Source organism: Chryseobacterium ginsenosidimutans (genome assembly GCF_024807225.1).
Classification (GTDB): domain Bacteria; phylum Bacteroidota; class Bacteroidia; order Flavobacteriales; family Weeksellaceae; genus Chryseobacterium; species Chryseobacterium ginsenosidimutans.
The window spans coordinates 2,289,337-2,303,809 of sequence record NZ_JANUCO010000001.1 but is presented as its reverse complement, the minus strand read 5'-3'; the positions used below and the strand labels follow the sequence as shown (position 1 = coordinate 2,303,809).

Genomic DNA, 14,473 nt, shown 5'->3' with positions numbered 1-14,473 from the left:
AACATTATTTAGTCACGGGTTTTTGTGTTTTAAGCTCCGTTATGGTTTGTCCTGTAACCCTTTTAAAAAACTTCCCAAAGTGACTGGCGTTTTCAAATCCAAGCTCATAAGCTACTTCTTTAGCAGTTTTATCGGTATAATAGAATAATCTTACTGCTTCCTGGGCAATCCGTTCCTGGATAATTGTTACAGGACTCTTGTTATTGTAAAGGGCAAAGAGATTGGAAAGTGTTTTTGGTGATTTACACAGCTGGTCAGCATAAAAACTTACCTGATGTTCATTCTTGTAGTGGGTCTCAACAAGAAAATTATACTTTCTTACAATATCTAATTTTTCTTCAGGCAATTTATCTTCATCAATATACTGTGCTTTTGCTAACCTTGTTACAATGATAATCAGTCGCTTTAAAATGACCTGCAGCATTTCACCTTGAATATGGTCATCGGTTTCAAATTCATCGATCAGCATTTGGCGGATATGATCAATCTGATGTTGATCCCTGGAAAACAGCTCAATAAACATTTTTTGTGGAGACCCGTAAAAAATAAAGCCTACACAACTCACCTCTTTATCATGATCAACAATACAGTAAAATTCACGACTAAATTGCCATACTACAATATCTTGGGCATTTTCAAAGTAAAAATTCTCGTTAGTCATTAAGCAATGCACAGTGTTAGCGGGAAATTTATAAGGAAGATTATCTATAATCATAATTTGCTCATGCCCGCGATTCCAAGCTATGGTCAGCAGCTTTTCTTTTTGGTCTTTTCCATAAAAATTCCGGTCAAGTATTTCTTCACCGTAGATCATGCGAAATAATGCATCTGTTCTTTTATTATAAAATTGATGAACCATTCTTTTAAATTTCTACAAATATAATAAAAAACAGACTGGTTTGTTTTAAAAATGTTTTTAGTGATCCAAAAAGAACAGACTTGTCCGTGTTACAAAAACATTCTAATTTTGCACTATGGCTAATCAAAGAAAAAATGATGCGAGAAAAGCAATCATAGACACAGCATCCCGCCTTTTTTACAAGCAGGGGTATGTAAATACAGGCATCAATCAGATTATTGAAGAATCCGGTGTTGTAAAGTCTACTTTGTATACTGCTTTCCGTACCAAAGAAGATATCCTGATGGAATATTTAATCAGTAGTGGAGCAGCTACTGATTTAGCACTGCTGAATGCTTCGAAAAGCGGAAAAGATCCTAAAGCACAGGTTCTCGCCATATTTGATTTCCTAATTGATATGGTGCAAGGAGATGAATATTATGGATGCAATTTTTTGAATTTGATATCTGAAATTTCCACAGATGCTGAACGGATTGTAAAGCAAATTCAAAAGCAGAAAAATGGGGTAAGAAACTTGTTTAAAAATATTCTCGAGCCTATTGACAAGGAAGATCTGGCTGATGAAATTTATATTCTCTTTGAGGGAGCCCTTATTGCCAATAAAGTACATCATCAAAAATGGCCGGTAGAAAAAGCGAAAAAAATTGCTGCCCAAATTCTTTCTTGACAAATTCTTGGAGGTTTGAATTTATTTGCAACCGATCCTATAAGTTGTTATTCTTGATTTGCTCGCCCTTCGAAAAATTAGCTGCACCATCCTTAAAATTAGGGGACGGTTCAGATGTGGAGCTCCAAAAGTATTCCATGTCTAAACCGTTACCTTAATCCAATTAAGCCCTATCTAAAAATAACATGTGAGTCTCCCCGAGCTTGGGACACTTTTTTATCATTGTTTCCGTAAAAATATAAGTTAATAAATTTTTTGATCATCTCTTTTTATTTTCATTAAGGGAATTTCCCCAAAACAAATTCTTAATATAGCATCAATATATCTGTCTTTTTCACCTTGACTGATAATCTTCACCCTAATCTTTTTATATGAGTTCTAAATCAAGGAATTTCCTTTCAATATGATTAATTTCTCTTCTTTTGTTACTATTAAGACGTTTAGGAATTAATTTAGGGTAGATATTGAGTCGATCGGTATATATTTTTTAATCATATTCCAAAAGCAATGTATCTGTAATACATTGGAGAGTTCTTTTTCCAAATTTAAATCCATTATTTTCTTGGTCTCTGGGAATACGTTAAGTTTTTAATTCATGAACTTAATAGTAACACCTTTAGGAAATGGAGATTTAACAAATGGGAAGATATTTTAAGAATTTTTTATGTATTGTCGTTTAGTTTATACTTAGTCATTTTACCTTCTTCACTAATTCCGACTTTATTTTTTAATTATCTATAAATTAATTGGAAAATGATTGGCATTAAATCTGATATATGGCATGTACATTTATATTCTTCTGAAAATATTATCGATTTCAGAATTGATAAGCCATTTCGACGATAAACCTATGCTTTAAAAGAAAAAGCCCTATGAAAATAGCAACCTATAATGTAAATGGAATCAACGGACGCCTGCCGGTACTGCTTCAATGGTTACATGAAGCAAATCCCGATATTGTTTGTCTGCAGGAACTTAAAGCACCTCAGGAACGATTTCCTGTTAAGGAAATAAATGAAGCAGGATATCAGGCAATCTGGAAAGGCCAGAAAAGCTGGAATGGAGTTGCCATATTGACAAAAGATCTCGAAATTGTTGAAGTACAGCAATCTTTACCAGGTGATAAAAACGATCTGCAAAGTCGTTATATTGAAGCAATTATTGATCAAATGGTCATCTGTTGTTTTTATCTTCCTAATGGAAATCCCTATCCCGGTGAAAAATTCGATTATAAACTTTCCTGGATCAAAAGACTAAAGAAGCGAACCAATCAGCTCATCGATATGGAGCTTCCTGCTATACTTATTGGTGATTTTAACATCATACCAAACGCCTTGGATGTCTACAAACCTGAAAAATGGGAAAATGATGCGCTTTACAGAATAGAAGTAAGAAAAGCTTTTCAAAGTCTATTGAAAAAAGGCTGGATAGATTCTATCCGAACACTCTTTCCTGACGAGAAAATTTATACGTTCTGGGATTATCTCTACAAAGCTTACGATCGTGATGCAGGAATTCGCCTCGATCATCTTCTTCTGAGCCCTTTTTTACAGCCGATGTTAAAATCTGCCGGTGTAGACAAACATGTTCGTGGATGGAAAAAAAGCAGTGACCATGCTCCTGTGTGGATTGAACTGGATAAAAACGGATGATTAAAAATTATAAGAATGGATAAATTATATCCCTTTCATCTCTAGCTTTATGTATGTTGACTATTCTTATATCTTCAAGCATCTTTTAAGATATAAAAAAAACCTGCTATATATGCATAGCAGGTTTTACCAATAGTTTAGATGCATTATTTTACTGCCTTCTTCGCTTTTTCAGATTCCATCAGATGATGCTCTAAAGTAGGAAGTGTAGTACTGGCAAAAGATTTTAATGAAGTTTCTGTACCTGCAGAAGCCTCTTTTTTAAACTCTGCGATATCCTTTTGATGATCACTAACCATTAAATCAGTATACATATGATCGAACTCAACTCCTTTTTTTGCTTTAAGAGCATCATATTTCTTTTGCTGCTCGACATCTAAACCGGTTGGCAAAGTATATTTTTTTATAGATGCCCATTTTTTGAGTTCATCATTCGCTCTGCTGTGATCTGTGACCATCATTTCTCCCAAAGTTTTTACCGTTGCATTGTTAGCATTGCTTGCAGCAAGCTTGCCCATCATTACTTCCATTATTCCTCCTCTTGCTGCTGCATCAGCAAATTGTTTATCCTGGCTGCTAAGATCAGTTGCAGTATCCGTTACAGCTCCAGAGATTGTAGCAGAATCCTGGACTGGCATTCCGGAATCCACAGGAGCCGATATAGTACTGGTATCTGCAGACTGATTAACAGCTGTACTTTCATTTTTTTTGCAGCCTGCTATAACAGAAACTGCCAAAATCGTTAAAATTGAATTTTTCATAATATTATATAAATTACTTGGTGAATTGTGATTAAGATTGCTCTTTTCAAACCGTAACAATTTATTTGCCAAACGTTTCCATAAAAAATATAAATTTTCAGAGAATGGTATCCAAAGTTGTCTATATGTAGTTTCTAAAGTTGACCAAATTAATCTTTTGAGCAATTTGCTTTTGTCATATTCATGAAAGCTGTCGCCGATTTCATCTGCCAGACGAAATATCCGTAAATAACATAGATGGGACTTCTGATAGATGAGGCAAGAGCAAAGATTCGAGAGAAAAATTTATACTATATTGTTTGGTAGTCTCTTTGCTGAACTTGTAGGAGAGTTTAATAAATAACTTTTTCGGATAAAGTATAGGTCGTTGTACCGCCTTTGTAAAACAAACTTGCGTTCAGTATCTGCGAGAAGGCAAGCTGTAACAATACTGAAGTCACACTTCTGCTACTGAAACAGCCTGGTTGATGTTTATTAATAAATTAGTGATGTATTCAAGTAAATTTCGGGGAAATTTCATGGTATTGATATTTAATAATTAAATTAATTATCTATTCCTCAAATTCAATCTGAAAAGCCTCTGCGAAAATAGCCATATGATGTTTCACTGACTGTTGATCATCAATCCAATCCAGCTGAATTGCAAGTGGGGTTTTTATGTTTTTTAAATTCAACACCAAATAAGTAAATGAAGCGTCCTCATGATTTTCTTCACGTATCGAATAGCTGCGTAATTCAGCCCAGCTGTAGTGATACTTTTTATATTTAATCCCCCTTGCGTTAAGCTCCAATACCACAACATGACTAGTTGCATTTGATAAACAATAAATTGATAGAATGATTCCGGCTGCAAATAGAAACCAACCTATAATAATACTTTCATCCTTAAAAATAAAATAAAACATCCCTCCCAAAACTAGGGATATGATGGCTGCAACAGTAAATCCTACCTTATTTTTCTTAAACTTCACTGTAGTTAATTGCAAGGAATCTTTTTTCTTCATAGGCTACAATACACTTATCTAAATTAATAAAAAAGATGTATGATATACATCTTTTTTATTTTTATTTTCTAGCTATTCATCAGTGAATTAAATTAAAACTATACACTTGGATCCTCAATGAATTTAACTGTTATTTTTTTTATAACGTATTTTAGCTGTTGTTTATTCGTAGTCAAGTTGTGGTGATTTCGTAATGGTTTTTTCATTATTTTTATATAAAATTAATTCTTATGAAAAAGAAGGTTGTCCTTATCCAAGATAATAAAGATATTTTGGATATCATGGATCAGGTATTAGAAGAGGAAGGCTTTGCCGTTATTCCATCATTAACTACCAAAACCATAGAAAAAATTGACGAAATTGAGCCCGATGTAGTCATTATAGATGACCACATACAAGGTGGGAAGAAAGGAGCAAAAGTGATCGAAGAATTAAAATCTGATCCTAATACAGATGAAATCGGAGCTGTACTTACTTCCACTTCAAACAACCTCCCACAAATAGCAAAAGAATGTAAAGCCAATGATTATCTGCAAAAACCTTTCGATATTAATCATATGATAGATGTCGTCAAAAAAAATTCCTAATCTTTTGGACACCAGCAAAACGTTGAGAGTAATTGTCCACAAAGGTTTCCATTTGAATCTAGTTAATTAGAATTTCATTGGAAGGATTCAAATGTGAACCTAATTAAGAAGCCGAGGACGACTTTTAAGTGAAATTGAATGATCAATATGAGTCGCCAAATATGAATATAAGAAAGTTAGTGTTCACTTTTAGGTAAAGCCCACTACGGTGAAAGTCAAACATTTCTATATTAATTTCCTATTTTAAATAAGATAAACATCTATACCTTTTATTTTTATTGAGAAAATTTGCCCAAAAATAAATTCTTAATATAGCATTATTGTATCTGTCTTTTCATCTTTATTAATACTTTTTCTTCCTAACCTCTTTAAATCAGTTCTTTAATCAAGAAATTTCTTTTCAATATGATTACTTTCTTTTCTTTTGGTACTATGAATATGTTTAGGAATTATTAGGATAGATAGTCTATTTCAAAATTTATTCACAAGCATTCACATCATTTGCCAACTTTCCATCTGAACAGGGTACCGTAATGGAATCTTAGAATACATTGGTAACCTGAAGCACTTTAATTAACTAATTTTTAACAGTCACTCTCTGTGCTGATGTTTTGAAAATATTTATATTAGCTATGAAAATAAATTTTTTTTCATCATTTGTGTTTTATCCCTCATTTTTTAATTATGGGGGATTTTGTTTTTTAATCAGTCACTTTCTTCTTCAACTGTAAATTCATTAATTGATAACCTACAGATGTCTGTTACATAAAAACTTCGCCTCTGAACCGTCACCGAAGACAACGATTTTGGTTATAAAATGTGAAACTATTCTACTTCATCCCCAAATAATTTCCACCATTTGGAAATGGTATTCCTGCTCATATTGTATTTTTTTGACATAAAATTGGTAGATAACTGATGTTTTCTTTGATATTGCAGGAGCTTTAGCACCGTTTGTTTATCGTAATTTTTTAATTTCTGGTTATTTGTAGAACTTTTTCTTGAAGAATCTGAAACTAGTGCATTAATTTTAAGAATATCATCAACTGTTTTTAAATTATCTAGAAGATACAAAACCTTAGCATCCTCCAATTTCTCAGGGTACTTCTCTTTCAGAATATCATGATAAATCCGCTTATAATTAGGTCTCAACGTAACATTTTTTGATTATTAGGCCATTTATTGAATATACCCCTCCAAGCACTAACTTTTTGTTTGTACTAACTGAGCAGGATAACTACGTAAATTTATGGATATTCCATTAAAAATCTATCGGCAAGCATCTTGTCTTATCCACAACTATAACTATATTCAAATTTCGATAGATTGATCATTACTGTTAAACTATCAAATTACGGTGTTTGCTGTTAAAAATTTGCAGCGTGGTAAAAATTCCCTTCGCTGCTCAAATCTCAAAAAAACTGTTTGATAAAACTCCTTTTCCTTTCGTAAGTGTATATTTCACTAAAAGTAAACCCATGTATTTCAGTGCAAAGTGCCTGTCATATGGATTGCTGAATAAATACAATATTGTTTCTTTCCTTCCGAACAAATATCTACAACTCATTCCAACTGCTTTTTACAGTTAGCTATCTACCAAATAATCCGTTTAGTAACTAAAAATAGCAAAAATCAGTTACGGAAACCCGTAATTTGTTACCCATTAGTATCCTTACTTTTGTCGATAATATATCTTTATCCATGAAAAATTTCTGCTTATTTTCAGTACTATTTTTAATTTTATCCTGTAGTGCGCCTGCTGAAAAAAATACACTTAAGTTCACCAAACAGGACTACATCGGTGACTGGCCATTCTCTATTAATGAGATAGAAGTTTATTGTTCCGGCTACAAAGAAATCTATGGCAGAACAAGCAATGGAAAGATCTACGCCCTCAATGGTACTGCAAAAGGAGCTTCCAACAATGACCCATCTATCAGTGATGTAGAAGAGATCTGGCTGGATGACCCTAAATTTGACGGTCTTAAAATTCCCTATGTAGATTTTATAACGCAGGGACTAATGATCTGTGAGAATAAATAACAATACTTTATACATAGGATACAAAAAACTTTTTGGCAACCTTAACCGTTAGTGTCTATTTAAGTTCATTACTATCCTATCATTTTAAATTTCCAAAACCTATTTCCAAAAGCGCAAAAAAGATGTTTACCATGCTTGCTTTTTGAAAAGTCATTCTAAGATAAAAAAAAAGAAGTCAATCCTCAATTTGACTTCAGGTAGTCTCGATTTGACTACAAGTACTGCCTTTTTAATATCCACCTTTGCTGTATTACATTTAAATAAAATTATGCAGATAAATGAACAAAAAGTAGCACTTGTTTCCGGTGCTAATACAGGTGTAGGTTTTCAAATTGCAAAAGCCCTTGCAGATAATGGTTACACCGTTTATGCAGGTTCCCGAGATTTACAAAAAGGCGAAACTGCAGTTGCTGAAATTGGCAGTCTTGCAAAAGCAATCCAGTTGGATATTACTGATTCCGATTCCATCAATGCGGCAGTGATAAAAATACAAAGTGAATTTGGATATCTTACATTATTGGTCAATAACGCCGCCATCTCAACTGCAGGTAATTCCGGGCGCACAATGGAAGAAGTATTGGGAGCACAACGTGCGAGCATCGTGCCGATCAACGAATTGAAAACCGTCTGGGAAACGAATGTCTTTGGTACACTCGCCATAACTCAGGCTTTTTTACCCTTATTGAAAAATGCATCTGCCGCACGTATTGTGACTGTTTCCAGTGCATTAGGATCTCTTGGAATCAATTCAAATCCGGAAAACCCTTACCGTTCAGCCTTCGATGCGGCGTATGGAGCTTCTAAAACGGCACTCAACGGGATTTTTCTTTCTCTTGCGATAGAATTGGAAAACACCGGCATCAAAGTACACCTTGTAAGTCCTGGCTTTACGGCTACAGCACTCAATAATTTTCAGGGAACAGATACAGTGGAAGAAGGTTCTATTGAACCGATAAGAGTAGCTTTGACCGAAGATCTTCCAACTGGAAGTTTTACAGGACCTGCCAATTTCAGCGGAAAAGACAATATTCTTCCCTGGTAAGGTTTAATCAACTTAGAAACCTATGATGAGCAATTTGTCATAGGTTTTTTTAATAAATTTATAAGATGAAAAATAAAGACGATAAATTGATACGTTTTATATCCATATCACAAAGTCATCAGGCGTTTGGCTTGCCCGCACCACATCATCCTCTTATCAGTCTTGTTCACTTCAACGAGGACAATCCTTTCAATACCGAAATGGCACCGATCTACGACGTCTTGAGTTTCTATAAAATAACATTCATCACAAAAAACAGCGGAAGGCTGAAATATGGACAGGATTACTACGATTACAATGAAGGAAGCATGCTGTTCTTAGCGCCCAATCAATTGGTGGGAAGCACGGATTACAACAGCAAAACTTATTGTTATCTATTGCTTATCCATCCTGATTTTCTGCTGGGACATCCTTTGGCAAAGAAAATAAAGCAGTACGGTTACTTCTCTTATTCATCCAATGAGGCTCTGCATTTATCAGATACAGAAAAAGAAATCATCCTTTCAGTTTACCAAATTATGGAAAAGGAACTTAACAGCCGTGTTGATGAATTCAGTCAGGAGGTGATGATTGCGCAAATAGAGTTGATGCTGAGTTACGTCAACCGGTTTTACAAACGCCAGTTTATTACCAGAAAGGCGGTCAACAATGACATTCTTCAAAAAACAGAAACCATTCTGAATGACTATCTCAACAATCAGGAATCTTTGCATCGAGGAGTTCCCACCGTGCAATATCTTTCAGATCAGTTGAATATTTCTCCTGGTTACCTAAGTGATATGTTGCGCTCGCTGATCGGACAAAATACACAACAATACATCCACGAAAAGCTCATTGAAAAAGCAAAAGAAAGATTGACTACAACCGAATTAACGGTAAGTGAAATTGCATATGAATTAGGTTTTGAACATCCACAATCTTTCAGCAAACTTTTCAAGACCAAAACAAACGTTTCTCCTTTGGAATTTAGACAATCCTTTAATTAATGAAGTGTAAGATCAAGAGACTTTTGTAATAATTAGACCTATGATCAGGGCGACGATAAAAATTATAATTATTTTAGTATACTCGGTCTTCCTTATCTCCAATTCTTTGCTTAATCTGGCGCTATCCTGTTTAGCGGTCTCCAGCTTTATACAGTAACTGTAATTACAAATAAAAAATACCTATTTCCACTACTATCCATAAGGGCTCACCCGTTTTACCAGCTCCACATCTGAACCGTTACCAATTTTCCATGACCCAGATTTTTATTTATCATCTGATTTAATTATTATTTTCTTCTTGAATATTCTTTTTATTTCCAGCCGCCCCCTAATGCTGCATACAGATTCACAACGGCCTGAAGTTGCTGTAATTTATCCGTAACTGCGCTTTGTCTTGCGGTTAACAGACTTTGTTCCGAAGTCAAAACATCTGTATAATTGGTTGCACTTGTGTATTTTAATAATTCTTTTGTAAAATGTACTGCTTTTTCAAGATTGGCAATCTGTTCCTGACGGGAAGACGTTTTTTCATCTACCATTTGATATTGATAGAGTGCATTAGAAACCTCCTGCCCTGCTGTGAGCAATACTTTGCTGTAATTATATTCTGCGGCTTCGTAATTGGCTTGTGCTACTTTTAATCGTTGTTTATTAAGTCCATTATTAAAAATTGGCTGTGTCAAACCACCGACAATATTAGCAAGGAAGGCACCCGCACTGAAAAATGACTTTAACTGTGTTGAATATAAACCAGCCTGTCCCGTTATCGTAAGGGAAGGATAAAAAGAGGTTTTGGCAACATTTACCTGTTCAAAATAGCTTCGCAATTGGAGCTCAGCTTCTTTTACATCAGGTCTGTTGGCAAGTAATTCTAAAGGTAAACCTGTTGATAATTCATTATAAGTCTGTTCGTTAAAAATTGAATCCCTTTTAATCGTTCCCGGCGTTCTTCCAAGTAATAAAGACAATGTATTTTCTGCCTGGCGAATATTATTTTTTATATCAGGAACGGTAGATTTTACGGCGAAATAATTTGCAGCACTTTGCACTACTGCTGCGCCTGTAACCACATCGCTGTTTTTTAAAACCTTCATTGTTTCGGTATCTTTTGAATAGACTTCTAAAGATTGATTAACAATATTCAACTGTTCATCATAAGCCAGCAATTGATAATAAGTAATCGCTATATTGGCAACAAGCTGTGTCTGCACCGCCTGTCTGTAGGCATCACTGGCAAGATAAGTGGCATACATCGATCGTTTGGTGCTTTTCAGTTTGCCCCAAATATCAACCTGCCATGACGAAAGTGCATACAACTGATAAACCTGTGGATTAGCCGCCTGATTATTAGACGGATGATATTCTCCCGCCGAAGCATTACCGGAAAGCGAAGGCAATAATGCCTGCTTACTTTGTACAAAATTAGCTTCTGCAGCTTTTAGATTTGCAGTTGCTGTTTTTAAGTCTAAATTATTTTCAATTCCCTCAGAAATAAGCTGTTGCAATAAAGGATCTTTAAAAATCTCTTTCCAGGAAAGTACAGCCATACTTGTTTTATCTGCTCCTGTAAGTGAATCTCCATATAAATGATCCGGAACCGACTGTTTTTCAACATACGGTTTCGTAACATCACAGCTATAAAGTACAACCGAAAAAACCGATATATAGAGAATTGATTTATATTTTTTCAAATGTGTCATGCTTTTCACTGTAAGATTATTTTTTGTCCTCAACAATCAATTCGTCGTTTTCATCATATTTATTAGACTTGATTTTCTCCTGCAATCCCTGGAAAATCACATACAATCCGGGGATTACAAATATCCCAAGCAATGTTCCGAACAACATTCCGCCAATGGAACCGATACCAATCGATCTGTTACCGTTTGCTCCAACTCCCGTAGAAAACATCAAAGGCATTAAACCAAAAATAAAAGCCAACGACGTCATTAAAATCGGTCGGATTCTGATTTTGGCTCCTTCCAATGCGCTTTCCAGCAATCCCATTCCCTCATGTCTTTTTTCAAGAGAAAATTCAACCATCAAAATAGCATTTTTAGCCAAAAGTCCAATCAGCATAATCATACAGATCTGCACGTAAATATTATTATCAATTCCAAATAATTTCGCGAAGACAAATATCCCGCTTAATCCGACTGGTAATGAAAGAATTACAGCTAATGGAAGAATATAACTTTCATATAAAGCACTTAATAATAGATAGACAAAACAAAGACTTAATAAAAATATAATACTCGCTTGAGAACCAGAACTTTGCTCTTCTTTACTCATTCCGCTGTATTCAAAACTATAACCGGGTGGCAAAACCTGTTCTGCCACTTCATTAATAGCTTCCATAGATTGTCCTGTACTGTATCCATTGTTTGGTGAACCGTTGATGGAAATCGCATTATACATATTAAATCGGGAAATAGATGAAGGTCCGAACACTTTTTTCATCGTAATATATTCCGAAACAGGGCTCATCGTTCCGCTGGCAGTGCGTATTTTAATATTATTCATCTGTTCCACCGTTCCTCTGTAAGGATTATCGGCCTGAAGAATAATCTGATATTGTTGTCCAAATTCTGTAAAGTTGCTTACGTACGAACTTCCGTAGTACACGTTCATCAGATTTAAAATTTCTGAGGGTTGTATGCCGTTGTCTTCGCATTTAGCAATATTTACATCCACTTCATATTGTGGAAAATTAGGGTTAAATGCTGTCGCTGCGTACTGAATTTCAGGTCTTTTGGTAAGAACATCTAAAAAGTTTTGCGATACGGCATAAAAATCACTGATGCTGTGCCCTCCCCTGTCTTCTATCTGAAAAGTAAAACCTCCACTCGTTCCAAAACCACTGATCGTGGGCTGTTGCATGAAATTAATGGATGCCCCGCGTATATTTTTTGTTTTTTCCGTAAGCTGCTGAATAATATCTTTATCCGTAACACCGGGACGATCGCTCCAAGGAGTCAATCGCAGAATCAGCATTCCGTAAGAACTTCCGCTTCCTCCTAACTGATTTTGTCCCAAAGTAGTCATAGTAGCTTTTACTTCAGGAATGGTATGAGCAATACTGTCAATCTGCTTATTGACAAGTTGTACCCTTTCTTTTGTAGCTGCAGCAGGAAGTGTTACATTGACGAAAACAGTTCCCATATCTTCGGCAGGAACAAAACTCGAAGCCACACTTTTTATCGTGAAATAAAATAGACCTCCAAAAGCAATAACAATAATCGCTGTGAGCCATTTTCTTCTGATCAGAAAATTGACAGAATTGGTGTATTTATTAATTACTTTTTCATAATTCGAATTAAATCCATTCTTTATTTTTTGAAGAAAACCTTTTTTAGCAGCTTCTTCTTCCTCTTTATGGGGTCGTAAAAACATAGCCGCCAAAGCAGGACTTAACGTCAATGCATTTACCGCCGAAATCATAATGGCAATCGCCAAAGTAATTCCAAATTGCTTGTAAAAAACCCCTGCCGAACCTCCTAAGAAAGTCACCGGAAGGAATACAGAAGCCATCACAAGCGTGATAGAAACAATAGCAGGTCCAATTTCACCCATTGCATCAATTGCCGCTTTACGGGGAGAAGTATAACCATGTTCCAACTTACTATGAACTGCTTCAACCACCACCACAGCATCATCTACCACGATTCCAATTGCGAGTACCAAAGCAAACAAAGTCAATAAATTAAGACTATATCCAAATAAATACAGGAAGAAAAACGTCCCGATAATAGACACCGGAACCGAAACTCCGTGAATAATCGTTGACCTTACATCCTGTAAAAAAATTAAGATTACTAAAAATACCAGTAAAAAACATTCAACAAGGGTGTGAATTACTTTTGAAATACTTTCATTCAAAAAGTTGTTGATATTAACTAATTCCAGCATTTTGATACCGGAAGGAAAGTTTTTTGAGGCATCAGCCATTACTTTCTGTGCCCCAACAATTACTTCCTGAGCATTTGATCCAGGCGTTTGGCTAATCGAAATTGCCACTCCGGGTTTACCATTAATAGCTGTAGCACTCGTATAAGTTTGGGTTCCCAGATCGATACGTGCAATGTCTTTTAGATATAAATATTGCCCGTTTCCTATAGATTTAACAATAACCTTTTGAAACTGTTCTAATGAAGCCAACGTTCCCGAATATGTAATATCATATTGAAAAGCCTGTCCCATATTATCCCCGATTTTACCGGGAGCTGCATTAAAATTCTGTGCATTTAAGGCTGTGGTTACATCAGCAGGAACCAACCCGTAAGCGGCCATTTTATCGGGTTGTAACCAAATACGCATTGCATAAGTCATGGCTCCCCCAAAAATATTGGCTCCGCCAACTCCTTTTGCTCTTTGCAACTGTGGAACAATATTTATCGCTGCATAATTTTGTAAAAATTTCTGATCATATTGGACCTTATCACTGAATAATCCGACGATTAAAACATTACTACTTTGTTGCTTTCTTACAGTTACACCCGCCTGTGTCACAGCTTGCGGAAGTTTCGCCAATACAGTACTTATCCTATTTTGTACATCTACAGCAGCCTGATTGGGATCTACTCCTACCGCAAAATACACACTGATACTTGCCGAACCTGTGTTACTCGCCGAAGAAGTCATGTACGTCATCCCTTCTACCCCATTGATTTGCTGTTCTAGTGGATAAACCACACTATTGATCAGCGTAGTTGTATTTGCACCGGGATAAGAAGCAGAAACCTGAATCGTGGGCGGTGCAATATTAGGATATTGTGCTACAGGCAAACTGCTTATTCCCAAAATACCCAATACGATAATGATTACAGAGATTACTGTACTCAATACCGGTCTTCTTATAAATAATTTTAGCAT

12 protein-coding genes are annotated in these 14,473 nt (G+C 35.4%); 6 read left to right on the top strand and 6 right to left on the bottom strand.

The window, feature by feature from the left end:
• Positions 1-4: 4 nt before the first annotated feature.
• Positions 5-859 (bottom strand): AraC family transcriptional regulator, encoded by an 855-nt coding sequence (locus J3D55_RS10880; protein WP_259131020.1) that lies wholly within the window; start codon positions 857-859, stop codon positions 5-7.
• Positions 860-974: 115 nt separating this feature from the next.
• On the opposite strand from J3D55_RS10880, the gene J3D55_RS10875 reads away from it, so the two are divergent.
• Together J3D55_RS10875 and xth are read left to right on the top strand one after the other, a co-directional pair.
• The gene (locus J3D55_RS10875; RefSeq protein ID WP_259131018.1) at positions 975-1,526 is read left to right on the top strand and encodes a TetR/AcrR family transcriptional regulator; all 552 of its coding nucleotides are present in this window, start codon (positions 975-977) and stop codon (positions 1,524-1,526) included.
• A gap of 872 nt (positions 1,527-2,398) precedes the next feature.
• Positions 2,399-3,178: an exodeoxyribonuclease III gene (xth, locus tag J3D55_RS10870; RefSeq protein WP_259131016.1), complete on the top strand. Its 780-nt coding sequence runs from the start codon at positions 2,399-2,401 to the stop codon at positions 3,176-3,178.
• A 146-nt stretch (positions 3,179-3,324) separates the two neighbouring features.
• On the opposite strand, the gene J3D55_RS10865 is transcribed toward xth, so the two are convergent.
• Together J3D55_RS10865 and J3D55_RS10860 are read right to left on the bottom strand one after the other, a co-directional pair.
• Complete coding sequence (locus J3D55_RS10865) at positions 3,325-3,939, bottom strand: DUF4142 domain-containing protein (RefSeq protein WP_259131014.1); 615 nt, start codon at positions 3,937-3,939, stop codon at positions 3,325-3,327.
• A 551-nt stretch (positions 3,940-4,490) separates the two neighbouring features.
• Positions 4,491-4,943 (bottom strand): hypothetical protein, encoded by a 453-nt coding sequence (locus tag J3D55_RS10860; protein ID WP_259131012.1) that lies wholly within the window; start codon positions 4,941-4,943, stop codon positions 4,491-4,493.
• 230 nt (positions 4,944-5,173) lie between these two features.
• Between J3D55_RS10860 and J3D55_RS10855 the strand changes: the two genes are divergently transcribed.
• Positions 5,174-5,530: a response regulator gene (locus J3D55_RS10855; protein ID WP_259131010.1), complete on the top strand. Its 357-nt coding sequence runs from the start codon at positions 5,174-5,176 to the stop codon at positions 5,528-5,530.
• An 825-nt stretch (positions 5,531-6,355) separates the two neighbouring features.
• On the opposite strand, the gene J3D55_RS10850 is transcribed toward J3D55_RS10855, so the two are convergent.
• Positions 6,356-6,682, bottom strand: coding sequence for a helix-turn-helix domain-containing protein (locus J3D55_RS10850; protein WP_259131008.1), 327 nt, complete (start codon positions 6,680-6,682; stop codon positions 6,356-6,358).
• Positions 6,683-7,231: 549 nt separating this feature from the next.
• Between J3D55_RS10850 and J3D55_RS10845 the strand changes: the two genes are divergently transcribed.
• The 3 genes from J3D55_RS10845 (at position 7,232) to J3D55_RS10835 (ending at position 9,601) form a co-directional block, all read left to right on the top strand.
• A complete protein-coding gene (locus J3D55_RS10845; protein ID WP_259131007.1) occupies positions 7,232-7,573 on the top strand; it encodes a DUF2511 domain-containing protein in 342 nt (113 codons plus the stop codon).
• A 268-nt stretch (positions 7,574-7,841) separates the two neighbouring features.
• On the top strand, positions 7,842-8,615 hold the full coding sequence (locus J3D55_RS10840) for an SDR family NAD(P)-dependent oxidoreductase (RefSeq protein ID WP_259131006.1): 774 nt from the start codon (positions 7,842-7,844) through the stop codon (positions 8,613-8,615).
• Between the two features lie 65 nt (positions 8,616-8,680).
• The gene (locus tag J3D55_RS10835) at positions 8,681-9,601 is read left to right on the top strand and encodes a helix-turn-helix domain-containing protein (RefSeq protein ID WP_259131005.1); all 921 of its coding nucleotides are present in this window, start codon (positions 8,681-8,683) and stop codon (positions 9,599-9,601) included.
• 311 nt (positions 9,602-9,912) lie between these two features.
• On the opposite strand, the gene J3D55_RS10830 is transcribed toward J3D55_RS10835, so the two are convergent.
• Positions 9,913-11,301 (bottom strand): TolC family protein, encoded by a 1,389-nt coding sequence (locus tag J3D55_RS10830; protein WP_259135085.1) that lies wholly within the window; start codon positions 11,299-11,301, stop codon positions 9,913-9,915.
• 16 nt (positions 11,302-11,317) lie between these two features.
• The gene (locus J3D55_RS10825; RefSeq protein WP_259131004.1) at positions 11,318-14,473 is read right to left on the bottom strand and encodes an efflux RND transporter permease subunit; all 3,156 of its coding nucleotides are present in this window, start codon (positions 14,471-14,473) and stop codon (positions 11,318-11,320) included.